Annotated in this window: 14 protein-coding genes and 1 pseudogene; 11 read left to right on the top strand and 4 right to left on the bottom strand. The window is 73.5% G+C overall.

Annotated features, from left to right (window positions below; genetic code table 11):
* The first annotated feature begins 80 nt into the window (after positions 1-80).
* Positions 81-1,286 (top strand): ROK family transcriptional regulator, encoded by a 1,206-nt coding sequence (locus tag FKD65_RS04620; RefSeq protein WP_141576305.1) that lies wholly within the window; start codon positions 81-83, stop codon positions 1,284-1,286.
* Here the strand turns inward: FKD65_RS04620 and FKD65_RS04615 are convergent.
* Complete coding sequence (locus FKD65_RS04615; RefSeq protein WP_141576304.1) at positions 1,283-2,821, bottom strand: glycoside hydrolase family 43 protein; 1,539 nt, start codon at positions 2,819-2,821, stop codon at positions 1,283-1,285. The two genes, FKD65_RS04620 and FKD65_RS04615, sit on opposite strands and share 4 nt — an antisense overlap.
* Positions 2,818-6,264: a glycoside hydrolase family 3 N-terminal domain-containing protein gene (locus tag FKD65_RS46545; protein ID WP_141576303.1), complete on the bottom strand. Its 3,447-nt coding sequence runs from the start codon at positions 6,262-6,264 to the stop codon at positions 2,818-2,820. Before FKD65_RS46545 ends, FKD65_RS04615 begins: the two co-directional genes overlap by 4 nt.
* Positions 6,265-6,508: 244 nt before the next feature.
* Between FKD65_RS46545 and FKD65_RS04605 the strand changes: the two genes are divergently transcribed.
* The 4 genes from FKD65_RS04605 to FKD65_RS04590 all read left to right on the top strand — a co-directional run bounded on the left by FKD65_RS04605 (position 6,509) and on the right by FKD65_RS04590 (position 10,832).
* Positions 6,509-7,807 (top strand): extracellular solute-binding protein, encoded by a 1,299-nt coding sequence (locus FKD65_RS04605; protein ID WP_141576302.1) that lies wholly within the window; start codon positions 6,509-6,511, stop codon positions 7,805-7,807.
* Positions 7,804-8,796: a carbohydrate ABC transporter permease gene (locus tag FKD65_RS04600; protein ID WP_141576301.1), complete on the top strand. Its 993-nt coding sequence runs from the start codon at positions 7,804-7,806 to the stop codon at positions 8,794-8,796. Before FKD65_RS04605 ends, FKD65_RS04600 begins: the two co-directional genes overlap by 4 nt.
* On the top strand, positions 8,793-9,620 hold the full coding sequence (locus FKD65_RS04595) for a carbohydrate ABC transporter permease (RefSeq protein ID WP_141576300.1): 828 nt from the start codon (positions 8,793-8,795) through the stop codon (positions 9,618-9,620). The genes FKD65_RS04600 and FKD65_RS04595 overlap by 4 nt, the downstream gene beginning before the upstream one ends.
* A 144-nt stretch (positions 9,621-9,764) precedes the next feature.
* Positions 9,765-10,832, top strand: a complete 1,068-nt coding sequence (locus FKD65_RS04590; RefSeq protein WP_141576299.1) for a lytic polysaccharide monooxygenase — start codon at positions 9,765-9,767, stop codon at positions 10,830-10,832.
* Between the two features lie 147 nt (positions 10,833-10,979).
* Here the strand turns inward: FKD65_RS04590 and FKD65_RS04585 are convergent.
* Positions 10,980-12,706 (bottom strand): annotated as a pseudogene (locus FKD65_RS04585) (glycoside hydrolase family 6 protein).
* Positions 12,707-12,749: 43 nt separating this feature from the next.
* Positions 12,750-14,240 (bottom strand): cellulase family glycosylhydrolase, encoded by a 1,491-nt coding sequence (locus FKD65_RS04580; RefSeq protein ID WP_141576298.1) that lies wholly within the window; start codon positions 14,238-14,240, stop codon positions 12,750-12,752.
* 293 nt (positions 14,241-14,533) lie between these two features.
* On the opposite strand from FKD65_RS04580, the gene FKD65_RS04575 reads away from it, so the two are divergent.
* The 6 genes from FKD65_RS04575 to FKD65_RS44025 all read left to right on the top strand — a co-directional run bounded on the left by FKD65_RS04575 (position 14,534) and on the right by FKD65_RS44025 (position 24,635).
* Positions 14,534-15,571: a LacI family DNA-binding transcriptional regulator gene (locus tag FKD65_RS04575; protein WP_141576297.1), complete on the top strand. Its 1,038-nt coding sequence runs from the start codon at positions 14,534-14,536 to the stop codon at positions 15,569-15,571.
* 109 nt (positions 15,572-15,680) lie between these two features.
* A complete protein-coding gene (locus FKD65_RS04570) occupies positions 15,681-18,605 on the top strand; it encodes a glycoside hydrolase family 48 protein (protein WP_240809964.1) in 2,925 nt (974 codons plus the stop codon).
* 141 nt (positions 18,606-18,746) lie between these two features.
* On the top strand, positions 18,747-19,922 hold the full coding sequence (gene dinB, locus FKD65_RS04565) for a DNA polymerase IV (RefSeq protein ID WP_240809963.1): 1,176 nt from the start codon (positions 18,747-18,749) through the stop codon (positions 19,920-19,922).
* Positions 19,923-20,088: 166 nt separating this feature from the next.
* Positions 20,089-21,903, top strand: a complete 1,815-nt coding sequence (locus FKD65_RS04560) for a histidine kinase (RefSeq protein ID WP_141576294.1) — start codon at positions 20,089-20,091, stop codon at positions 21,901-21,903.
* Positions 21,894-22,568: a response regulator transcription factor gene (locus FKD65_RS04555; RefSeq protein ID WP_141576293.1), complete on the top strand. Its 675-nt coding sequence runs from the start codon at positions 21,894-21,896 to the stop codon at positions 22,566-22,568. The genes FKD65_RS04560 and FKD65_RS04555 overlap by 10 nt, the downstream gene beginning before the upstream one ends.
* Before the next feature lie 300 nt (positions 22,569-22,868).
* Complete coding sequence (locus tag FKD65_RS44025; protein WP_168220949.1) at positions 22,869-24,635, top strand: ATP-binding protein; 1,767 nt, start codon at positions 22,869-22,871, stop codon at positions 24,633-24,635.
* Positions 24,636-24,644: the final 9 nt, after the last annotated feature.

The raw sequence follows: 24,644 nt of genomic DNA, 5'->3' as shown, positions 1-24,644 counted from the left end.
TTTCGTAAAGAGCGTGGACTAATTAACGTAGCAGAGGGCTCACCACCTGCCTATACACGCGATTCATTTAGGGTTCATCCATGACGAAGTCCGCCAACGCCCCCGTCCGGCACGCGACGATGCGCGAGCGGAACCTCGCCGTCGTCCTGGAGCACGTGGCCCGCCACCAGCCCGTGACCCGGGCGCGCCTGGCCGAGCTCACCGGCTTCACCAAGACGACGGTGTCCAACCTCGTCTCCCTGCTGGAGGGCGCGGGCCTGGTGCGCGACGGCGCGCCGGTGCACGAGGGGGAGCGCGGCCGCCCCGGCGTGGGCGTGTCCGTCCACGGCGACGGCGCCGCGGGCCTCGGCCTGGAGGTCAACGTCGACTACCTCGCCGCCTGCGTCCTCGATCTCGCCAGGCAGGTCCGCTACCGGCACGTCGTCAGCTCCGACAACCGCGGGCGCGAGCCCGGCGCCGTGCTCGCCGCGCTCTCCGCGCTGGCGGGCGAGGCGGTCGCCGCCGCGGCCGGGCAGGGCCTGACCGTGGCCGGCGCGGCGGTCGCCCTGCCCGGCCTTCTCGACCGCGAGAACGGGGTGGTGCGGCACGCCCCGAACCTCGGCTGGACGGACGTCCCCGTCACCGGCGCCCCGGGCCTGGCCACGGCGCTGCCCGCCGAGTACGACAACGAGGCCAACCTGGCGGCCCTCGGCGAGCTGTGGTTCGGGGGCGGCGCCCGGTTCGGCGACTTCGTGCACGTCTCGGGGGAGATCGGGATCGGCGCCGGCATCGTCGTGGACGGCCGGGTGTTCCGCGGCGCCCACGGTTTCGCCGGCGAGCTCGGGCACCTGGTCGCCGACCCGTCCGGCCCCGCCTGCTCCTGCGGCGGGCGCGGCTGCCTGGAGCAGGTCGCCGGCCAGGAGGCGATGCTGCGCGCGGCGGGTCTCGCCGCGACGCGCCCCGCGGGCGGGCCGCGGGGGTCGGTGAGCGGGCTCGTCGAACGGCTGGACGCCGGCGACGCGGCGGCGCTGGAGGCGGTGGCCCGGGCGGGCCGCGCGCTCGGCGGCGCCCTGGCCTCGGTCGTCAACCTGATCGACCCGGACACCGTCGTGCTCGGCGGGGTGTTCTCCCCGCTGGCCGCCTGGATCCGGCCCCCGCTGGAGGCCGTCCTCGCGGCGGGGCCGGGCTCGCTGCGGCGCGGCGTGCCGCCGGTCGAGGTCTCCGGCCTGGCCGAGGGCGCCGCGGTCCTCGGCGCCGCGGGCCTGGTCGTGCAGCGGGTGATCGCCGACCCCGCGCTGCTCCTCTAGGGAGTGCTCTCCAGGAGCGGCCGGTACTCGAACCAGTCGAAGTCGGCGTGGCCGCCGCCGGGCCTGCCGCCGGACGTGGCGTAGAGGCCGATGTAGACGCCGGTGAACCCGCCCGCGACCTGGCTGCTGAGGAGGTCGCCGTCCACCGGGCCGCCGAGCGGCGCCCACTCGCCCGGCGCGGTGCCGTGCAGCGCCTGGTACCAGCGTCCGTGCGCCTCGAAGCCCAGCCGGACGGGACCCGGCGCGGCGGGGGCCTCGGCGAGCGCGGTCTCCACCCCCTGCTCGCGCTTGACCAGGCGAAGCCCCCGGCTCGTCGACACCAGCAGGACGTGGAAGTCGCCGTTCTGGACCAGGGCCAGCCCGGCCGCCTCCTCGCCGGCCGGCGCGAAGTCGAGCGAGGTGAAGGCGGCGAAGTCGGGGTGCTGCTGGCGCCGCCCGACGAAGGACGGGTTGGCCGCGTCCGCGAGCGTCTCCGGGCGTGCGCGCAGCCGCAGGAAGCCGGGGCGCTCCGTGAGGCTCCACCAGCGCTCGCGCGGTGTCCGCGGCATGTTCCAGGCCGGGCCCAGCTCGGGTCCGTCGAAGTGGTCGCAGGCGGGCGCGGCCGGCCACGGGTGCGGCGGCAGCGACGGGGCCGGGTGGCTCGGCTCGATCCGCCCGCCGGTCACCGGCCACCCGTCCTCACAGTTGACGGGGGTCAGGAAGGTCTCGCGGCCGAGGGTGCACCGGTCGAGGTGGTGCGGGCGCATCGCGAGCAGGACCATCCACCACTCGCCGTCCGGCGTGTCCACGAGGTCGGCGTGGCCCGCCCCGACGATCGAATGCTCGGACCCGAGGTGGCGGTGGGTCAGTACCGGATTTCGCGGGTTCCCCGTGTAGGGCCCGGTGACGGCGTCGGCGCGGGCGACCATCACGGCATGGTCGAGGGCGGTGCCCCCCTCGGCCGTGAGCAGGACGTACCGGCCGCCGATCTTGTAGAGGTGGGAGCCCTCGGACCAGATCGCCCCCTTCACCGCCCCGTCCCAGATCACGTGCTCCTCGCCGATCAGGGCGAGGGCCGCAGGGTCGAACTCGCGGAGCCAGATCTCGGTGTGGCCCTCGTAGCGTCCGGTCGGCCGGGTGCCGGTGCACCACGCGCGGCCGTCGTCGTCGAAGAACAGCGACGGGTCGATGCCGTCGCCGTCGAGGCGGTGCGCGTCCGACCACGGCCCGGCCGGGTCGGAGGCGGTCATGACGAAGTGCCCGGACCACCGGGTCCCGTCCACGAGCGTGCAGACCAGGTAGAAGGTCCCGTCCTGGTGGCGCAGGGTCGGCGCGTAGAGCCCGCCCGACGACGGGACCCCGTCCAGCGGCAGCTGGCCCGGACGGTCGAGCGCGTGCCCCACCTGGCGCCAGTGCACGAGGTCGCGGCTGTGGAACACCGGGAGCCCGGGGAACCACTCGAAGGTCGACGTGACGAGGTAGAAGTCTCCGTCCACGCGGCAGACCGTGGGGTCGGGATGGCAGCCCGGCAGGACGGGGTTGCGGAACGCGGTCACAGCGGCGTCACCTCCACCGGCACGGTGAGGACCCGGTCCGGGCCGAGTTCGCGGACCGGCCCTTCGAGCGTGAACGAGGCGCGCAGCGGCAGGTCGGCGCTCGACCCGCCCACGGAGACCTCGATCGCGCCCGGCTCGACGATGCGCCGCAGGCCCGGGCCGGTGAAGGAGGTCCGGTCGGCGTGCACGCGGAACGCGACCCGCGCGGCCTCGCCCGGCTCCAGCCGGATCCTGGCCCACCCGGCGAGCCAGCGCGCCGGCCGCACCACCGAGGCGACCGGGTCGGACAGGTACAGCTGCGCCACCTCGGTCCCGGCCCGCTCGCCGGTGTTCCGGACGACCGCGCTGACCGTCACCGTCCCGTCGGTCTCCGCCCGCTCGTCCGCGCGCAGGTCTCCGTACTCGAACGACGTCCAGGTCAGCCCGTGGCCGAACGGGTAGAGCGGGACGGGGTCGACCACGCTCCAGTCGTGGCCGCCGTCCATCAGCGACCGCAGGTAGGTGACCGGCGGGCCGGACGCGCGGCGCGGGACGCTGATCGGCATCCGTCCCGACGGCTCGACCCGGCCCGACAGGACCCCCGCGACGGCCCCGCCGCCCTCCTCGCCGGGGAAGAACGCCTGCACGACGGCGGCGGCCCGGTCCGCCAGGGACTCGATCGCGTACGGCCGCCCGCTCAGCATCACGATGACCGTGGGCGTGCCGGTGTCCAGGACCGCCGCGGCCAGCTCGGCCTGCCGTCCGGGCAGCGCGAGCGTCTCGGCGTCGCAGCCCTCGCCGGACGTGCCGCGCCCGAAGAGCCCCGCGCGGTCGCCGAGGGCGAGCACGCACACCGCGGCGTCGCGCGCCGCCGCGGCGGCCGCCTCGATGTCGGCGTCGTCGGCCACGAACACGTCGTCCGAGGCCGCGACCCGAACCCCGGGCAGATCGGCGCGCAGCGCGTCCGCCAGCGTGGGGATCGGCACGCCGAGCGGCATCTCCGGGTGCTGGCGGCCCACATGGCTCGGGAACGTGTAGCAGCCGAGCATCGCGAACGGGTCGTCCGCCAGCGGCCCCGCCAGCACCACCCCGGAGCCGTCGCGCAGCGGCAGCACGCCGTCGTTCGCCAGCAGGACGACCGACTGCTCGGCCAGGCGCCGCGCCAGGGCCCTGTGCCCGGGGGGATCGAAGTCCGGCTCCGCGCCGTCGCCGCCGGCGGGGGCGCCGTCCAGGAGGCCGAGCTCGGCCTTCAGCGTCAGGACCCGGTCGGCGGCGCGGTCGAGCAGCTCCCCGGGCACCGCGCCCTGCCGGACCGCCTCGATCAGCGGCTCGCCGTAGCAGCGGACGGTCGGCAGCTCCATGTCGATCCCGGCGCGCAGCGCGAGCGCGGCGGCCTCGCCGCGCGACCCGGCCACGCGGTGCCGGCTCTCCAGGAACGAGATGCCGAAGTAGTCGGCGACGACGACGCCGGTGAAGCCGAGCTCCTCGCGCAGCAGGCCCGTCAGCAGGCGCTCGTCGGCCGCGGCGGGCATCCCGTCGATGTCGGTGTAGGAGTGCATGACCGAGCGGGCGCCGCCGTCGCGCAGCGCCATCACGAACGGCTCCAGCACGACGTCGGTGAACTCGCGCGGGCCGATCGGCGTCGGCGCCATGTTCCGGCCGGCGCGGGACGCGGAGTACCCGGCGAAGTGCTTGAGCGTGGTGACGATGCCGGACCGTTCCAGGGCCCTCACGTAGGCCGTGCCGAGGACCCCGACGAGGTACGGGTCCTCGCCGATGCACTCCTCCGTCCGGCCCCAGCGGGCGTCGCGGACGACGTCCAGCACGGGCGCGAGGCCCTGGTGGACGCCGGCCGCCCGCATGCTCGCCCCGATCGCGGCGGCCATCTCGCCGACCAGCTCGGGGTCGAAGGTCGCGCCCCACGCGGGCGGGCTGGGGAACACCGTGGCGCCCCAGGTCATGAAGCCGTTGAGGCACTCCTCGTGCGCGATCGCCGGGATGCCGAACCGGTTGCCCGCGGCGACGAGGGCCTGCAGCTCGCGGAGCCGGGCGGCGCCCTCGGCCGCCGCGACCGGCGCGGTGCCGAACACGCGGGTGAGCTGGCCGAGGCCGCGGTCGAGGATGTCCTCCAGGGCCGGGGCGGCCTCGTGGGAGTCGTCCTCCATCGGCGCCACGGGTTCGCCCGGTTCGGCGGGCACCGCCCAGAAGCCGGCGAGCTGCCCCGCCTTCTCCTCGGGGGTCATCCGGGCCAGCAGGTCGGCGACCCGCTCGGCGGCCGGCAGTCCGCGGTCCTGCCAGGGCCCGCTGGTCGTGCTCGGGGCCGGGGCGGCTTCGGTCATCGTTCCTCCGGGTGGGACGACGAGGCGTGGGGGCGGCGGTGTGGCGGAGGCGCGGACGCGCAGGTCGGTGGCCGGCCTCACGCGGGAGGGCGGCGGCGCCGTGGAGGCGCGGACGCGCAGGTCGGTGGCCAGCTCCACGCGGGGGGCCAGCGGCGCCCGTCCGTCCAGCAGCTGGAGCAGGGTGCGGGCCGCGACGCGGCCCATCTCCTCCAGCGGCTGCCGGACGGTCGTCAGCGGCGGCGAGAGCCACTCGCAGGTCGGCAGGTCGTCGAAGCCGACGACGCTCAGGTCCTCGGGGATGGACAGCCCGGCGAGGCGGGCCGCCTGGTAGGCGCCCATGGCCTGCTCGTCGCTGCCCGCGAAGACCGCGGTGGGCCGCTCGGCCAGCGACAGCAGTTCGCGGGTCCGGGCGTAGCCGCCCCGGTGGTGGAAGTCGCCGTACCGGACGAGGTCCTTGTCGACCCCGATCCCGGCGCGCTCCAGCGCGGTCCGGTAGCCGTCCTCGCGGGCCTTCGTGCACAGGATGTCGGCGGGGCCGCCGATCATCGCGATGCGGCGGTGGCCGAGCCCGATGAGGTGCTCGGTGGCGGCGAGCCCGCCCGCCCAGTTGGTGGCCCCGACGCTGGCGATCCCGCTGTCCGGGAGGTTCACCGGGTCCACCAGGACGAGCCCGACTCCGGCCCGCTCCAGCTGCTCGCGCTGGCGCCGGGTCATCCGGGACGTCACCAGGATCACCCCGTCGCTGTGGTGCAGGGCGGGCAGGTTCTGCCAGCTCGGCGGGCGGGCGTCGTCCTCGCGCACGAGCGAGACCACCACGCCGGTGCCGTGCTCGGCGCACTCGGCCTCCACCCCGCGCAGGATCTCCACCGCCCACGGGCTGTCCAGGCCGGCCAGGACCAGGTCGATCAGCCCCGACCTGCGGGCGCGCCGGGTCCCGCCGGGGCCCGGGTACTTGTGGCGGCGCAGCAGCGCCTCCACGCGCTCGCGGGTGGCGGCGGCGACGTCGCTGCGGCCGTTCAGGACCTTGGAGACCGTGGCGGGGGAGACCCCCGCCTCGGACGCGATCAGTGCCAGCGTCGGCCGGGACGGCGGGTCCGGCAACTCGTCGGTGGTGCGCACGGGCACGCTTCACTCCTCCCGAGGAAACGATTGCGAACAGTATCGCAATGTTTCGCTGGCTCCTAGTCCCTGTGTCGGAGTTCCCAACCGTTTCATTTAGGTCACTCGTCGCTGAAGCCTTGACCCTGGGAAGGGCCTTTCTTAGAGTTCCACGGCAACGGCAAGCCCGAAGCATTTCGAAAAGTTTCGAACGGGCGGTCCCGTCCCACCCGATCCAGGCCGAGCCCACCCCCGATCCAGGAGGCCACTCATGGGCATTCCACTGTCGCGCCGTTCCTTCCTCACCGCGGTCTCCGCGGGCGCCGTGCTGGCCACGGCCGCGCCCATGCTCGCCGCCTGCGGTGACGGCGACTCCGGGTCGGGGGGCGGCAAGGTGACCGTCGAGTGGATGGACATCGCGACCACCGAACCGTCCGAGTCGCTCTACCCGCAGATCGCCAAGGCCTACGAGGCCACGCACCCGAACGTCAAGATCAAGCTCACCAACCTGGAGAACGACGCCTACAAGTCGAAGATGACGGCGCTCGTCGCCTCCGGGAAGCTGCCGGACATCTTCGTGACCTGGGGCGGCGGCGTGCTCAAGCAGCAGATCGACGCGGGGCTGGTCAAGGACCTCACCTCCGACGGGGGGAGCCTGCTGGGCACCATCACGCCCGTGTCGCAGAAGCCGTACCAGTTCGACGGCAAGACCTACGCCATCCCCTACGACATGGGGATGGTGGGCTTCTGGTACAACAAGCGGCACTTCGAGAAGGCCGGGATCAAGGAGCCCCCGAAGACCTGGGCGGAGTTCCTGGACGCCGTCCGCAAGCTCAAGGGCGCCGGGGTCACCCCCATCGCGCTGGCCGGCAAGGACAAGTGGCCCGGCCACTACTACTGGGCCTACCTGGCGATGCGCGTCGGCGGCATGGGCGCCATGGAGCAGGCCGCCAAGAGCAACGACTTCACCGCGCTGGCGTTCGTGCAGGCCGGCCAGCACCTCAAGGAACTGGTCGACCTGCAGCCCTTCCAGAGCGGGTTCCAGAACGCCGGCTACGACTCGCCGGGCGGCCAGGCCGCCACCATGGGGGCGGGGAAGGCCGGCATGGAGCTGATGGGGCAGTGGGCGCCGGCGGTGCAGAAGGACGCCTCCGGCAAGGGCATCGGCGACGACCTCGGCTGGTTCCCCTTCCCGACCGTCGACGGGGGCCAGGGCACGGTCACCGACGTGTTCGGCGGCGGCAACGGGCACTCGCTCAGCAAGAAGGCCCCCAAGGAGGCCCTGGACTTCCTGACGTTCCTCATGAACGCCGAGAACGAGCGCAAGCTCGTCTCCTCGGGCGCGTTCATGCCGGTCGTCAAGGGCGCCGAGGGCGCGCTCGGCGACGAGAACCGCAAGCAGGTCGCCCAGGCGCTCGCGGGTTCCAGCGGGTTCCAGCTCTACCTGGACCAGGCCTTCCCGCCCGCCGTCGGGCAGGAGGTCAACGACGGCGTCGCCGCCCTCGTCGGCGGCAAGAAGACGCCGGACCAGGTGGCGCAGCAGGTGACCAAGGCGGCCAAGAGCGAATGACTCTGCCCGCCATGGCCGACGACCGGCCGCGCTCCGCCCCGCGGGCCCCGCGCGAGGGGGCCCGCGGGGCGCCGGCCGGACGGCGGCTGCGCGGCTGGATGTCCGCCACCTGGTTCCTCCTGCCGGCGCTGCTGCTGTTCCTCTTCTTCGTGCTGATTCCGATCTGCGTCGCGTTCTACACGAGCTTCTTCACCTGGGGAGGCTTCGGCCGCCCCGAGGACTTCGCCGGGCTCGGAAACTACCGCAGGCTGGCCGGCGACCCCGTCTTCCGAGGCGACCTGTGGCGCGGCCTGGTCCTGGTCGTGCTGGCGATCGTCGTCCAGCTGCCCATCGCGCTCGGCACCGCCGTGCTGCTGAACCAGCGGATGCGCGGCCGCGCGGTGTACCGGGCGGTCTTCTTCGCGCCCTACATCCTGTCCGAGGTGATCGCCGGCGTCCTGTTCGGCATCATCCTCCTCCCCGAGACCGGTCTCGCCGACCGGCTCGTCGGCGGGCTGCCGGTCGTCGGGAACCTCGCCGGCACGTGGTTCTCCGACCCGAGCACCGCGCTGCCCACCCTGTTCGCCGTCCAGACCTGGAAGTACTTCGGCTTCCACATGATGATCTACCTCGCCGGTCTCCAGGGCATCCCCGCCGAGGTCCTGGAGGCGGCCTCGATCGACGGGGCCGGACCGTGGCGGCGGTTCCGGAGCGTCACGCTGCCGCTCCTGGCGCCGACGCTGCGGATCAGCGTGTTCCTGTCCGTCATCGGCTCGATCCAGCTGTTCGACCTCGTTTGGGTCACCACGACCGGCGGGCCGACGAATTCCACGGAGACGATGGCCGTCACCATGTTCGAGTTCGGATTCAAGCGGTACCAGATGGGCTACGCGAGCGCGATCAGCGTGGCCATGTTCCTCATCAGCATGGTCTTCTCCCTGCTCTACCAGCGCTACGCGCTGCGCCGCGACCTGCAGGGCGCCGTCACCTCCGCGGGAGGCCGCCGATGAGGGCGGGCATCGCGCGGAGCGCGTCCCGGCACACCCTGGTCTGGGTGCTCGGCTCCTTCATCGTCGTCCCGCTGCTGTACGCGGTCGTCTCCGGCTTCAAGACCACGGGCGACCTCACGACGGACCCGATCGGGCTGCCCTCGCCGTGGAAGGTGTCGAACTACACGGGCATCCTGTCGTCCGGCGACTTCTGGCGGCAGATCGCCAACAGCGTGATGATCGCCCTGGCGACCACGCTGCTCACCGTAGCCGCCGCGGCGATGGCGGCCTTCGCGTTCGCCCGCTACGCCTTCCGGGGCCGGGAGTTCTTCTTCACGCTGTTCGCGGCGGGCCTGATGTTCCCGCCCGCCGTGGCGGTGCTCCCGTTGTTCGTGCTGCTGCGCTCGTTCGGCCTGCTGGACAACCCGCTCGGCATCATCCTGCCGCAGGCCGCGTTCGCGCTGCCCATCACGATCATCATCCTGCGCTCGTTCTTCCGGACGATCCCGGCGGAGCTCGAGGAGGCCGCCATCATGGACGGCTGCACCCGCTTCGGGTTCTTCTGGCGCATCCTGCTGCCGATGGCGAGGCCCGCCCTCGGCACCGTGTCGGTCCTCGCCATCGTCACGAGCTGGAACAACTTCTTCCTCCCGCTCCTGGTGCTGGCCGACCCGAAATGGCAGACGATCCCCGTCGGCATCCAGCAGTTCCAGGGGCAGTACTCGACGAACTACGCGCTGGTCATCGCCTACATCGTGCTGGCGATGGTGCCCGCGGTCGCCTTCTACGCGGTGGCCGAGCGCCAGCTGATCGGAGGGCTCACCGCGGGCGCGACGAAGGGCTGAGCCGCGGCCCCCGTCCCCCCGCGGCGCGCCCGGCCGGGCCCCTCCCCGCGCCGATGAAAGCCTGAAAGGCCCGTTCACCGGCCCCGCCGGGCGGAGTTAGCGTCCGCTGGACAGCACTCTCCTCGGCCCGGTGACGGGAGGAACATGGGCAAGCGACGACGAAGGGCACTGGCCGCGGGGGCGGTGCTCGGCCCCGCGATGATCGCCGGTGCGCTGCTGACGGCCGCGCCGGCGTCCGCGCACGGCGCGATGATGGTGCCCGGCAGCCGCACCTACCTGTGCTGGAAGGACGGCCTGACCCCGACCGGGCAGATCGTCCCGCACAACCCCGCCTGCGCGGCGGCGGTCGCCAAGAGCGGGCCCAACTCGCTCTACAACTGGTTCGCCGTCCTGCGCTCGGACGGCGCCGGCCGCACCCGCGGCTTCATCCCCGACGGGAGCCTGTGCAGCGGCGGCGCGGTCGTCTACGACTTCAGCGGCTACGACCTCGCCCGCGACGACTGGCCGGTCACGCACCTGACCTCGGGCGCCGAGATCGAGTTCCGGTACAACAAGTGGGCGGCCCACCCGGGGACGTTCCGCACCTACGTCACCAAGGACAGCTGGAGCCCGACCAGGCCGCTCAGCTGGGACGACCTGGAGGACCAGCCGTTCTACAGCGTCACCGACCCGCCGAGCGTCGGCTCGCCCGGCAACGAGGACGCCTACTACCACTGGAACGCCAGGCTGCCGTCCGGCAAGAGCGGCCGCCACCTCCTCTACACCGTGTGGCAGCGCTCGGACAGCAACGAGACGTTCTACGGCTGCTCCGACGTGGTCTTCGACGGCGGCAACGGCGAGGTCACCGGCGTCGGCGAGGACGGCGGCGGCCCGACCGACCCGCCCACCGACCCGCCGGGCGACCCCGGCAAGGTCTGCAAGGCCGGATACCGCTCCCTCGGCGCCTGGAACGGCGGCTACCAGGGCGAGATCACCGTCACCAACACCGGCACGCTCCCGCTCGCCGGCTGGATGGCCCACTTCACCTTCGCCAACGGCGAGACGGTCGACAGCCTGTGGAACGGGAGCTACACGCAGTCGGGCCCGGACGTCACGGTCAAGAACGCGGCCTACAACGGCTCCCTCGCCGTGGGCGCGTCCACCACGTTCGGGTTCACCGTGAAGGCGCCGACCTCGCCCACCGCGCTCGAACCGCACTGCATGACCTCCTGAGGCCGAGCGGAGACACGGCCCGCGGCGCCCGGCAGGGGGCGCCGCGGGCCGCTTCCTTTGCGGGACAGAGCAGGAGGGGACGATCCCCTGGACAGGAAGAGGCCCCGTGACAGGAGCGTGTCACGGGGCCGTATCCCTGATGGCCCGTTACCGGACGGGCGGGTTGGCGTTCTTCAGCAGTTCCTGGAACTGGGCGGAGAACCAGTGCCCGGACAGCGGGGCGTCGGGCAGCGCGCCGCTCATTTGTTGTTACGCGGGTTGCCGGTGTAGGTGGGGTCGCACATCCGGTCGAAGCCCTTGCCCTCGTCGTTCGGGATCTCCTTGCTGGCGCCGTCGGACTCGCCCGGGGGCTTCATCCACACGTAGGCGTCGATGCCGGACGCGGGGGCCGCCTTGGGGCGCTCGCCGAGTCCCGCGCCCGCCTGGTTGCACCAGTTGCCGAGGTGGATGCGCCGGTCGGTCCGGCTGCCGTCCACGTAGGCGTCCACGGTGGTCTTCGGGCCGGGGCCGGTCGGGCGGTTCGCGCCGCCCCAGCCGTTGCGGCTCGTGTCGACGAGCATCCCGATGCCCGGGTCGAAGCCGTCCTTGACGAGCTCCTGGCGGAACGCCTGCGCGTAGGACAGCTCGTCGACGTACCGGTTCCAGTCGACCCACTTCGACTGCCGGACCGACGTGCCGTTCACGGTGTCGTTGATGGTGAAGTACGGCTCCTGGAGAGCGCCGTAGTTGGCGGTGTTGGTGATGAACCCGGCGACGTTGTTCTTCGAGCCGGACGCCTGGGCGACGGTGGCGAGCAGCTGGGCGGTCGGGCCGAAGTTGTCGTCCCAGCCGATCCAGCCGTGGTGGCCGACGTCGAGGTAGTTGTAGACGTTGGAGATGGCGCCGAGCTTCTGCAGCGCGTAGGCGACGCCCTTCTCGTAGTTGCCGTTGGCCTTCATCACGTTGCAGTCCTCGGTGGCGGTCGGCCGGCTCCCCGTGTTGGTGATCAGGTTGGGCAGCGAGTCGATCTCCACGACCGTCACGATCCGCAGGCCGGCGTACTTGGCGTCGCCGAGGATCTGCGCGATCGGGTCGATGAACTGCGTCTTGTACTTGTCCAGGTCGTCGGGCCCGAACTCACCGTTGGACGCCAGCGCGGAGCAGTCGCGTCCGGGCAGGTCGTAGACGACGAGCTGGATCACCCCGGCGCCCTGGTCGAGGGCCTTGTCGAGATGGGCCCGCAGGCCCATGGCGCCGCCCGCGCCCTGGATCGCGGCGACCCGGTCCAGCCACACGCCGGTCGGCTGGTTCGCGACCGCGCCGCCGCCGGGCTCCGCGGCGGCCTTGGCCGACCAGTCGGGGTTCACATACGCCTTGACCCCAGCGTAGGGGTTGTCGACACGGTTGCCCGGCGGCGGGTCGGTGGGCGGGTCGGTCGGGGGATCGGTCGGGCCCGTCGACCCGGTGCAGACGGTCCCGTTGAGCTTGAACTGGGCGGGGGCCTGGTTGCTTCCGGAGTAGGTGCCCTGGAAGCCGGGGTTGACCGTCGCGTTGGTCGCCAGCGTCTGGGCCCAGCTCGGGTTCTTCACGGTGACGTGCTTGCCGGACTGCGTGAACGTCCCGTTCCAGCCCGACGTCACCTGCTGGTTGCCGGCGAAGTCCCACTCCAGCGTCCAGCCGCTGGTGATCGGATCGCCGAGATTGGTGACCGTCACGGAGGCGGTGAAGCCCGTGCCCCAGTCGTTGGTGGTGTAGTCGACCTTGCAGCCGGCGGCCGCGCTGGCCTGGGCCTGGGCCAGCGCGACCGTGCCCGAGGCGAGCAGGACGGCCGCCGACGCGGCCGCCAGGCCGCGGCGCGCGGCGGCAGGGCGGCCGCGCGCGGAGGGGTGTCTCATTCCGGTTCCTCCATCTGGTGGGGGTGGGCTTCTGCCAGTGGGGTCAGGGAGCGGACCGCAGGTGGTCGCGCAGTCCGGCGCCGTACGCGGTCGGCGTGCCGTCGTAGGAGCTGATCAGGGAGGGGCCGCTCGAGCAGTCCCAGGTGTTCCACGTCCAGCCGAGGTAGGAGGCTCCGTGCGAGTCCAGCCAGGCCATCAGCGTGTCGACGTAGGAGTGGCCGCAGGTGTTCTCGCCTATCTCGCCGGCGACGAGCGGGACCTGCGCCGCGACGGGGGCGAGCTGCTGGTCCCAGCAGGACGCGTCCTTGCAGTAGTTGAAGTTGTAGGAGTGCCAGGCGGCCGCCAGGTTCCCGGTGGGGTCGGACGGCTTCTGCGCGAGCCACTGGCCGAGGTCGTTGGAGTAGCTGCTCCCCGCCGCCATGACGACGTTCCGGGCCCCCGTGGAGCGGACGGCGTCGAGGAGGTCCTGCATTCCGGCCGCCTCGTAGGTCAGGCCCGTGCAGGCCGCGCCGCCGTCGCGCCAGCACTTCCACGACTGCGCGTAGTCCATGACTTGGAGGTTGTTCGGATACGGCTCGTTGAACAGGTCGAACACGACGGCCGTGTCGCCCTTGTAGGCGGTCGCGAGCTGCTTCCAGAATTCGGGCGCGTACCGGGCGTCGGGCATGGGTTTCTGGCATTCCGCGGCGGCGGTCTGGCAATGGCTGTCGTAGCCGGTCCACGACCCGTGGCTCCAGTGCAGTTCCAGGATGGGCGTGATGCCGTTCTCCTCGAGCAGTGCCACGTAATTCCCGACGGCGTTCTGGTAGGCGGTTCCCCGGTAGGCGGGATCGACGTCGTCCAGGCCGAGCCAGCAGTCGGAGTTGAGGGGCACCCGGACGGCGTTGACATTCCAGCCCTTCATCGCGGCGACGGAGGACGCGTCCATCGGGCCGTCCCATATCCCGTTGCCCTGGACGCACGCGAATTCGCCGCCGGACCGGTTCACCCCGCGCAGGCGCACGGCGTTCCCGCCGTCGTCCACGAACGTGTTCCCGGAGACCTTCAGCTTCGGCGCGGGCCCGCCCGGCGGGGGAGTGGTCGGGGGGCCGGTCGGCTCGCCGCCGCCGTCGCAGGCCGTCCCGTTCAGCGCGAAGCCGGTGGGCGCGGCGTTCGTGCCGCTGTAGGTGAACTGCGCGCCGGCCTCGACGGACGCGCCCGTCGCGAGGGCCGCGTTCCAGCTCTCGTTGGCGACCGTGACGGTCCTGCCCGACTGGGTCCACCGGCCGTTCCAGCCGTTCGCGAGGTGCTGGTTCCCGGCGTAGGAGTACGTCAGCGTCCAGCCGTCCATCGCCGGGCCCCGGTTGGTGATCGTGACGGCCGCCGTGAAGCCGGTGCCCCAGTCGTTCGTGGTGTAGCCGACCTCGCAGGCGACGGCGGCGCGGGCGGGAGGCGCGCCGAGCGCGGACCCGGTGCCCGCGACGAGCGAGCCCGCCGCGCAGAGCGCGCCGGTCAGCCCGGCCACCGCGGCGGTGCGCGGGGAAAGCGATCTCATGGGAACTCCGCTTCACGTCGGATGCTGCGGCTTGGGAGCGCTCCCACTCCTGGACTGCGGTGAACGTAGAACGCCCCGGACGCGGCACGGAAGCCCTGTTCCATTCCTTTCACGAATTTTCACGGCGCCTTGCGCGCGCGGTGAGGGGCGGGCATGACCGGGCCGGAATTCCTTCTCCACTCGGCCCTTGACACGATCGGCGCGCGATCGGATTCTTGGGAGCGCTCCCACTAACTCCCGACCCGGTCCACCCCCTCGAAAGGCCGGGAACCCCCGAAGGGAGTGCCATAAGCGTGACCGTCACCCACGCCCAGCACGATCCCGTCCTCCCCGCCCGCCCGCCCACCCTCGCCCACGTCGCGGAGCTCGCCGGCGTCTCGCCGGCCACGGCGTCCCGCGTGCTGAACGGCTCGGCGCGGGTCAGCAGGGCGGCCCGCCTCCAGGTCGAGGAGGCGGTCGAGCGGCTCGGCTACGTCAGGCGCCGCAGCGGCTCCCCCGACCGCGAGTCCTCCGGCACGATCGCCGCCGTCGTCTGCGAGGACGGCTGCCGCGTCCTCGGCGACCCCTTCTACGCTCGCCTGCTGTGGGGCGTTCGCCGCGGGCTCGGCGGCCGCGCGCCGCTCGTCGTCCTCATGGCCGGCCGGGCGGACGAGTGGCGGGCGACCACCGGCTACCTGCGCGGCGGGCGCGCCGAGGGCGTGCTGCTCGTCGGCGCGCGCCGCGACCAGGTGGCCCCGCTCGTCCAGGCCGCCGCGGGCGCTCCCGTGGTGCTCGCGGGCCGCCCTCTCGACGAGGTGGCGCTGCCCTACGTCGACGTCGACAACCGGGGCGGCGCGCACGCCGCCGTCCGGCACCTGCTCGCCTCGGGCCGCCGCCGGATCGGCACGATCGCGGGGCCCGCCGACACGGGCGCCGCCGTCGACCGGCTCGCCGGCTACCGCCTCGCGGCGCGCGAGGCCGGGATGGGCGTCAACGGCCTGGTCTGCCAGGGCGACTTCGGCCGGCTGTCCGGCGAGCGGGCGATGCGCCGCCTGCTGGAACGCCGGCCCGACGTGGACGCCGTGCTCGCCGCCTCCGACCAGATGGCGGTCGGCGCGCTCGGCGCGCTGCGCCGGGCGGGCCGCCGCGTCCCCGACGACGTCGCGGTCATCGGCTTCGACGACACCCCGGTCGCCCAGCAGGTCCGCCCGCGGCTGACGACCGTCCGGCAGCCGGCCGAGGACCTCGGCGCCCGGCTGGCGCGCGAGTTGCGCGCCTGCACCGGCGGCAGGCCGAGCACCGAGCGGGGCGTCGTGCTGCGCACCAAGTTGATCATCAGGGAGTCGGGCTGACGGCTCCGGGCTGACGCGGCCCCGTCCTCCACGTCACCGCCACCTCCGCGCTCCGCCGGTGGTGCGGCACGCCATGCCCGGGCACCGGGCGCGACAGGAAGGAACTCAGGTGAGAAGACGTCAACGATGGCGCGCGCCCACGGCCGTGGGCGCGATGCTGGCGCTGCTGTGCGGCGGCCTCGGCGTCATGGCCCCGGCGCACGCCGCGGCCGCGGCGTGCAAGGTGGTCTACAAGAAGAACGACTGGGGCAACGGGTTCACGGCGAGCATCGACATCACCAACCAGGGCGACGCGATCGACGGCTGGAAGCTGACCTACTCCTACTCGGGGAACCAGAGGCTGTCGAACGGCTGGTCGGCGAAGTGGTCGCAGTCGGGACAGCAGGTCACCGTCGAGAACGAGAGCTGGAACCGCACGCTCGCCTCCGGCGCCTCGGTGAACGTCGGCGCGCAGTTCACCTACAGCGGGACGAACACCGACCCCACCGCGTTCAGCCTCAACGGCACGCCGTGCAACCAGAGTTCGTCCGCCCCGACGGTTGCGCTGACCAGCCCGTCCGCCGGCTCGACGTACTCGGTGGGCGCCTCGGTTCCGATCGCCGCCACCGCGGCGGCCGGGTCGGGCGCGACCGTGTCCAAGGTGGAGTTCTTCGACCAGGACGGGTCGCTCGGCGCGGCGGACACCACCGCCCCGTACGGCCTGAACTGGACGCCCGGTGCTGCCGGCTCCTACTCGGTCTACGCCAGGGTGACCGACAGCAGCGGCGCGACGGCCGAGTCCGCGCCGGTGGGCGTCACCGTGACCGCCGCGTCGAGCGTGGTGGCGAGCCCCACCGCGCTGACCGTCGCGCAGGGCGCGAAGGCGACGTACTCGGTGAAGCTGTCCGAGGCCCCCTCGGGCACGGTCACCGTGACGACGACCCGGACCGCGGGCAACTCTGGCCTGTCGGTGACCGGCGGCGGGACGCTGACCTTCACGCCGCAGAACTGGTCCGCCGCCCAGAGCGTGACGATCAGCGCGGACGCCTCCGGGACCGGCCAGGCGACGTTCACCTCCGCCGCGCCCGGCTACACGGCGGCCAAGGTCACCGCGACCGAGGTGGCGACCTCCGGCGACGTCTACACCCAGCGGTTCCTCGACCAGTACAACAAGATCAAGGACCCGGCGAACGGCTACTTCAGCCCCGAGGGCATCCCGTACCACTCGGTGGAGACCTTCATGGTCGAGGCGCCCGACCACGGGCACGAGACGACGTCGGAGGCCTGCAGCTACCTCATCTGGCTGGAGGCCATGTACGGCAAGGTCACGCAGAACTGGGCCCCCTTCAACGCCTCCTGGGCGCTGATGGAGAAGTACATGATCCCGACGCACGCGGACCAGCCGACGAACTCCTTCTACAACGCATCCAAGCCCGCCACCTACGCCGCCGAGCATCCTGACGTGAGCGGCTACCCGTCGCAGATCGACGGCGGCGTGCCGGTCGGTCAGGACCCGATCGCGAGCGAGCTGAAGTCCGCCTACGGCACCGACGACATCTACGGGATGCACTGGCTGCAGGACGTGGACAACGTCTACGGCTACGGCAACACGCCCGGCGGCGGCTGCGAGGAGGGCCCGAACGCGAACGGCCCCTCCTACATCAACACCTACCAGCGCGGAGCGCAGGAGTCGGTGTTCGAGACGGTCCCGCAGCCGACGTGCGACAAGTTCGCCTTCGGCGGCACCAACGGCTACCTCGACCTGTTCATCAAGGACTCCTCCTACGCCAGGCAGTGGAAGTTCACCGACGCGCCGGACGCCGACGCGCGCGCCATCCAGGCCGCGTACTGGGCGAACGCCTGGGCCAAGGACCAGGGCAAGTCCGGCGACGTCTCGTCCACCGTGGCCAAGGCCGGCAAGATGGGCGACTACCTGCGGTACTCGTTCTTCGACAAGTACTTCAAGAAGATCGGCGACTGCCACTCGCCCTCGTCCTGCCCGGCCGGGTCGGGCAAGGACAGCGAGCACTACCTGCTGTCCTGGTACTACGCGTGGGGCGGCGCGACGGACACGAGCGCCGGCTGGTCGTGGCGCATCGGCGACGGCGCCTCGCACTTCGGCTACCAGAACCCCCTGGCCGCCTACGCCCTGGTGAACGACGCCGCGCTCGCGCCCAAGGGCGCGACGGCCAAGGCCGACTGGGGCAAGAGCCTCACCCGCCAGCTCCAGCTCTACAAGTGGCTCCAGTCGGCCGAGGGCGGGATCGCCGGCGGCGTCACCAACAGCTGGGAGGGCAGCTACAGCACGCCCCCGGCCGGCCTGACCGAGTTCTTCGGCATGGCCTACGACTGGCAGCCGGTCTACCACGACCCGCCGAGCAACCAGTGGTTCGGCTTCCAGGCGTGGTCGATGGAGCGCGTGGCCGAGTACTACCAGGTCACCGGCGACGCGTCCGCCAAGGCGATCCTCGACAAGTGGGTCTCCTGGGCGCTGTCGCAGACGACGGTCGACCCGTCCACGGGCGGCATCAAGATCCCGGCCACCCTCAAGTGGACGGGGCAGCCCGACGCGAACTGGTCCTCCTCCACCGGGACGCCGCCCGCCAACACGGGCCTGCACGTCTCGGTGCAGGACTACACCGACGACGTCGGCGTGGCCGCCGCGTACGCCAAGACCCTGGCGTACTACGCCGCCAAGTCCGGTGACGCCGACGCCAAGCAGACCGCGAAGGACCTGCTCGACGCCATCTGGAAGCACACCGACGCGAAGGGCGTCTCCGTCCAGGAGTCCAAGTCCGACTACAAGCGCGTCGCCGACCCGGTCTACATCCCCTCCGGCTGGAGCGGCAAGATGCCGAACGGCGACCCGATCAACTCCAGCTCGACGTTCATGTCCATCCGCTCCTTCTACAAGAGCGACCCCGACTACGCACGCGTGTGGGCCTACGCCAGCGGGCAGAGCTCCACGGTGCCGGTGTTCAACTACCACCGGTTCTGGGCCCAGGCGGACGTGGCCCTGGCCATGGCCGACTACGGCCGCCTCTTCAACGAGTGATCCATCCCCGCGGGGCCCGTCGCGACGCACGCCGCGGCGGGCCCTCCGCACGTCCAAGGCGCCCGCCACCAGCGGCGACGGCCGGTCTGCCGGCGTCGCCCCCGCTCGCGCACCGGACCCCGGGCATGCGAACATATGTTCGTGTCCGGTGGTGCGACGATCCTGCATGCCGACCTGGACGCGTTCTACGCGTCGGTCGAGCAGCGCGACGATCCCGCTCTGCGGGGGCGGCCGGTCATCGTCGGAGGCGGCGTGGTGCTGGCGGCGAGCTACGAGGCCAAGGCCTGCGGCGTGCGGACGGCGATGAGCGGCGGGCAGGCGCGCCGGCTCTGCCCGCGGGCCGTCGTCGTCCCCCCGCGCATGAGCGCCTACACCGCGGCGAGCAGGGCGGTCTTCGCGGTGTTCCGGGCCACGACGCCGCTGGTGGAGGGCCTGTCGATCGACGAGGCGTTCCTGGACGCCGCCGGGCTGCGCCGCCCGGCGGTGGACGTCGCGGTCCGGCTGCGGCGCGAGATCGCCGAGGAGGTCGGGCTCCCGATCACGGTCGGGGTCGCGCGCACCAAGTTCCTCGCCAAGGTCGCCAGCGGCGTCGCCAAGCCGGACGGGCTGCTGGTGGTGCCGCCGGACGGCGAGCTGGAGTTCCTGCGCCCGCTGCCGGTGCGGCGGCTGTGGGGCGTGGGGCCCGCGACCGCGGCCAAGCTCGCCGCGTTCGGGGTGAGGACGGTCGGGGACGTGGCCGGCATGCCGGAGTCCACGCTGGCCTCGATCCTCGGCCCGGGAGCGGGCCGCCACCTGCACGCGCTGGCGCACAACCGCGACCCGCGCCCGGTGCGGACGGGCGTGCGCCGGCGGTCGATGGGGGCGCAGCGGGCGCTCGGGCGCCGCCGGCGCTCGGCGGCGGAGCTGGACGCGCTGCTCGTCGGGCTCGCCGACCGGCTCGGCGGCAGGCTGCGCAAGGCCCGCCGCGTGTGCCGGACGGTCACCCTCCGCCTCCGGTTCGGCGACTTCGCCCGGGTCACGCGCTCGCACACGCTGGCCCAGGCGACCGCCGAGACGCCCGCGGTCCTCGGCGCGGCGCGGCGGCTGCTCGCCGCCGCCATGCCGATGATCGACGACCGCGGCCTGACGCTCATCGGCCTCTCGCTCGGCAACCTGCACGACGACGGGGCCGTCCAGCTCGCGCTGCCCTTCGACCAGGCGATGGCGGTGGACGGCGCGGTCGACGGCGTCCGGGACCGGTTCGGCCCCTCCGCCATCACGCGCGCCGTGCTGCTCGGCCGGGACCAGGGCGACTCGGTGCCGCTCCTGCCCGACTGAACGCGCGGGCGGCGGCGCGCCGCGCATCGATGGGATAACGCCCTCCGGCCGCGCGGCCGGAGTCGGGGAGGATGCCCGTGCGGGCCGCGCGGCCCGGGAAAGCACGGAACGGCGCCCCGTGGGTTCGCGGTGGCGGGACGCCGCCCGAGGTCCCAGAGTGGAAAGGATGGTCGTGGTGATTTCCGCGCCCCGTAGGCGCAGGTCGCCGCCGTGGTTCGGGACGGAGACGAGGCGCGCCCTCGTCGCCGGGGCGGCGGTCGCGGGGCTGGCGCTCGTCGCGGGCTGGCCGTACTGGCGCGGCCACCCGGTCGCCGCCGCGATCACGCTGGTGAGCTGCGCGGCCATCGCCGTGGTGGGCGTGCTGCTGGCGACCGGGCCGCGCACCCGCCGCACCGGCCTGCTGTTCGCGGCCGCCTCGGTGTGCTGGGCGGTCAACTGGGCGGCGAGCTGGGACGCGACCTTCGGGCCCATCATGTCGCCGTACGCGCAGGCCGACTTCTACCTCGCGCTCGCCGTCGGCGTCCTGCTCTACCCGGGCGGGCGCTTGGAGTACCTGGGCGACCGGATCTGGACGGCCATGGCGTGCCTGGTCCTGTGGGGGTGCCCCACGGCGATGTGGGTGACGTCCGAGCCGGAATGGGCCGCGTTCCGGGGCGAGTCGGTGTGGTGGCCCGCCCTCTACCCGGACCTGGGCACGTTCGAGGCCGTCCTGAAGGTCTCCGCCGCGCTCTACGTCTTCCTCGCCTTCTCGTTCGCCTTCGTCCTCCTGCTGCGGCTGCCGCGCATGGGGCGGATGCGGCGCCTGCTCGCGCTCCCCGTCACGATCGCGATCGGGTTCGTCGGCATCTCGGCGGCCCTCACGCAGAAGCCCACCATGGAGGCGTCGATCCCGCTGGACGACCTGCTGCACGTCTACGTGGTCCAGGGCGCGATCGTCGTCCTCGTCCCGCTCACCCTGCTGGCCTCCGGGCTGCGGGTCCGCATCGCCGAGCTGGCCGTCGCGGGCCGGATGCTCCGGCTGACCGCGCCGGTGTCGGTCGAACGCGTCCGCGACGCACTGCGCGAGGTCCTGCACGACCCGACGCTGGAGCTGTGGTTCTGGGCGCCGACGGAGCGGACCTACGTCGACACCGCGGGGCGGCCCGTCGACCTGGAGCCGGGGGACGGCGGCGCGGACGGCCCGGCGGCGGAGGACCCGGCGGATGACGGGGGACGGTGGCGGCACCGGGTGCGCGGCGCCGCCGGGGAGCCGCTCGCCGTCGTCGAGCTCGGCGGCGCGCTGCGCGACCACGGCTCGCTCGTGGAGGCCGCGCTCGTCGCCGGCGGACGGGCGCTGGAGACCGCGCGGCTGCAGGCGGGAGTGCAGGCGGGACTCGAACGGGTCAGGGCCGCCTACCGAAGGCTCGTCCGGGCCGAGGCCGCCGAGCGCGAACGCCTCGCCCGCGACCTGCACGACGGCGCCCAGCAGCGGCTGCTGGCGCTCGGCGCGATGCTCGCCACGCTGGAGGCCGTCACCGGCGACCCGGCGGTCAAGGAGCACGCCCGCACCTGCCGCGCCGAGCTGAAGCAGGCCCTCGCCGAGCTGCGGACGCTGGCGCGCGAGGTGCAGCCGGCGCTGCTCGTCCAGGACGGGCTCGGCCCGGCGCTGGAGGTCGTCGCCGAGCGGCTCGGTACCAGGGTCGCGCTCGAGGTCACTTCGCGGCGGTTCTCCCGCGAGGTCGAGTCCACGCTTTACACGGCGCTTTGCGAGACGCTGTCGTACGCTGTCGACCGCGCGCGTGCGACCCGGGTGTTCGTGCGGGTCGGCGAGGAGGACGGACGGGTGGTCGCCGAGGTCGGCCTCGACGGCGCCCGCTCCGGCGATCCCGCCGCCGCACTGGCCGGTCCGTCCGGCCGGATCAGGGCGCTGCGCGGCGAGATGGCAATCGGCGGCGGCCCCAGCGCGGGCATGACGGTAAGGATGGACCTGCCATGCGAGTAGCCGTGGCGGAGGACAGCGGGATCTTCCGGCAGGCACTGGTCACCCTCCTCACCACCGTCGGGATCGACGTCGTGGCGTCCGCCGGCTCGGGCGAGGAGCTGATCGCCCGCGTCGACGGCGACCCGCCCGACGCCGTGATCCTCGACCTGCACATGCCGCCCACCTTCACCAACGAGGGCGTCGTCGCGGCGCGCCGGCTGCTGGAGCGCCATCCCGGCCTCGGCGTCCTCGTCCTGTCCGCCTTCAACGAGACCCCGCAGGCGATGGAGCTGTTCCGCGGCAGGCCGCGCGGCGTCGGCTACCTGCTGAAGGACCACGTCACGGACGTGGAGAACCTGCGTTCGGCGCTGGAGCGGGTCATCCGCGGCGAGGTCGTCATCGACCCCGACGTGGTGACGAGGCTGGTCGAGGCGCGGCACCGCGAGCAGGAGCTGTCCCGGCTGTCGGGGCGCGAGCGGGAGGTCCTGTCGCTGATGGCGGAGGGGCACTCCAACGCCGGCATCGGCCGGCGGCTGCACCTGTCCGCCCGCACCGTCGAGGACCACGTGCGCGCCATCTTCGGCAAGCTCAAGATCACCTCGCCCGGCGGGCCGCCCGGCCCCCAGGACACCAACAAGCGGGTGCTCGCCGTCCTGACCTGGCTGCGCGCGGCCGAGACCCGCTGACCGGTACCGGTCACCGCGGCCCGCGGCCCTCGCGGGCGGCCGCTTTCCGCGCATCGATCGGGTAACGGACCCTCGCGCTCCGTGGCGGAGGTTGGAAAACTGACCGTGCGAGTCCGGTCGCGTCAGGTGACTCCGGTGGTGGCCCCCGCACGCCACCGTGAGGCGCCGCGGGCCCGTGCAGGGGTTCGCGACGCGGCCGTCCCGGCACGTTTTCATGCTCCCCGGTGCCGCCCCGCGCGCACATCCGGGAAAACCCCCGTCCCGAGCGGTGGTTTCCCGGGACGACACGGAAGGATCGCGTTGAGGCGCTTCCCCCGGTGGCCGCCGTGGCTCGGCGCCCGGGTGCGCCGCGCGCTGGCCGCGGGCGCGGCGGTCGCGGCCGCCGCGCTGGCCTGCGGGTGGCCGCACTGGCGCGCCCAGCCCGCGGCCGCCGCGGTCACGCTCGTGTGCTGCGGCGGGTTCGCCGTCGCGGGCGGGCTGTTCGCGGCGGGGCGCACCGCCCGGGGCACCGGCGCGGCGTTCGTCGCCGCCGCGGCGGCGTGGGCCGTCACCTGGGCGGCGGCCTGGAACACCGGCGCTGCCCCGCTGGTGTCGGTGTTCGCCCAGTCGGCGTTCTTCTTCGCGATCGGCGTCGGGGTCCTGCTGTACCCGGCCGGGCGGCTGGAGGGCGCCGCCGCGCGGCTGTGGACCGCCGCCGCCGGCGTGATCATGTTCGGCGGGCAGGCGCTGCTGTGCGCCCTGTCCCGCCCGGAGTGGAACGGGTTCGCGGCTTCGGTGGCCTGGCCGGCGTTGCGTCCCGAGCACGCGGCGTTCCACGGCGTCCAGCACGCCGTGACCGCCGTGATGACGGTGCTCGCCGGCGCGCTGGTGGTGATCCTGGTAGCCCGTCTTCCGCGCACCGGGCGGCTGGACCGGGCGCTCACGATCCCCGTCGCGGTCGCCGTGGCGTTCGGCGTCACCGGTGCCCTGGTGGTGCAGAGCAGCCTCGTCGGCAGCGACGCGGAACTGGCGGACGTGCTGGACGTCTACCTCTTCCAGGGCGTCTTCGCCACGGTGCTCCCGCTGGCGTTCCTCGGCACCGCGCTGCGCGCCCGGCTGGCCGAGCTGACCGTCGCCGAGCGGATGCAGCGCCTGCTCGTCGCGCCCCTCTCGGTCGCGCGCGTCCGCGACGCGCTCCGCGACGTCCTGGGTGACGGCGCCCTGGACCTGTGGATGTGGGCGGAGGGCGGCTACGTCGACGTGGACGGCCGGCGCATGCGCGACGCCCCCGGGGGCGCGGCCGGGCGCTGGCGGCACGAGGTGCGCACGTCCGGCGGCGAGCCCCTCGCCACCGTCGACCTCGCCGCCGCGCTCGGCGACCACGGGCCGCTCGTCGAAGCGGCGCTGGTGGCGGGCGGGCGCGCGCTGGAGACCGTCCGGCTCCAGGCCGCCGCGCAGGCCAACCTCGAACGGGCGCGCGAGGCGCGCGAGCGCCTGGTGCGCGTCCAGGCGGCCGAGCGCGAGCGGCTCGCCGCCGACCTGAAGCACAGCGCGCAGCAGCGGCTGCACGCGCTGGAGGAGATGCTCGCACTGCTGGAGGACGCGGCGGCCGACCCGCGGGCCCGGGAGCAGGCCCGCGTCTGCCGCCGGGAGCTGTCCGAGGCGGTCGCCGAGCTGGAGGCGCTGGCCCGCGGCATGCATCCGGCGATCCTCGCCGACGCGGGGCTGGGGCCGGCGATGGAGCTGGTCGCCGCTCGCACGGCCGTGCCCGTCCATCTCGACCTGCCCGCCGGCCGGTTCCCGCCGGAGATCGAGTCGACCCTCTACTTCGCGCTCTGCGAGGCCCTCACCAACGCCCTTAAGCACGCCAGGGCCGACGCGATCCACCTGGCCGTCCGCCCGGGGCGGGACGGGATCGCCGCCGAGGTCCGCGACGACGGCGTCGGCGGCGCCGTTCCGGGTCCGCGCGGCGGGCTCGCCGGCCTCACCGACCGCGTCAGCGCGCTGCGCGGCCAGGTCACCGTCCAGAGCCCGCCAGGGGAGGGCACGACCGTCCGCATCGTCCTCCCGTCCGGCGGCGGCGCCTGAACCGGCCCA

Source organism: Actinomadura sp. WMMA1423 (assembly GCF_006547145.1).
Lineage (GTDB): Bacteria > Actinomycetota > Actinomycetes > Streptosporangiales > Streptosporangiaceae > Spirillospora.
The sequence above is the reverse complement of the archived record's forward strand: the minus strand, read 5'-3'. Positions and strand labels throughout refer to the sequence as shown.

Coding starts and splice junctions, on each gene's coding strand:
- FKD65_RS04600 (WP_141576301.1), top strand. CDS start 7,804: ATGACTCTGCCCGCCATGGCCGACGACCGGCCGCGCTCCGCCCCGCGG.
- FKD65_RS04555 (WP_141576293.1), top strand. CDS start 21,894: ATGCGAGTAGCCGTGGCGGAGGACAGCGGGATCTTCCGGCAGGCACTG.
- FKD65_RS04605 (WP_141576302.1), top strand. CDS start 6,509: ATGGGCATTCCACTGTCGCGCCGTTCCTTCCTCACCGCGGTCTCCGCG.
- FKD65_RS04560 (WP_141576294.1), top strand. CDS start 20,089: ATGGTCGTGGTGATTTCCGCGCCCCGTAGGCGCAGGTCGCCGCCGTGG.
- FKD65_RS04595 (WP_141576300.1), top strand. CDS start 8,793: ATGAGGGCGGGCATCGCGCGGAGCGCGTCCCGGCACACCCTGGTCTGG.
- FKD65_RS04580 (WP_141576298.1), bottom strand. CDS start 14,240: ATGAGATCGCTTTCCCCGCGCACCGCCGCGGTGGCCGGGCTGACCGGC.
- FKD65_RS04590 (WP_141576299.1), top strand. CDS start 9,765: ATGGGCAAGCGACGACGAAGGGCACTGGCCGCGGGGGCGGTGCTCGGC.
- FKD65_RS04620 (WP_141576305.1), top strand. CDS start 81: ATGACGAAGTCCGCCAACGCCCCCGTCCGGCACGCGACGATGCGCGAG.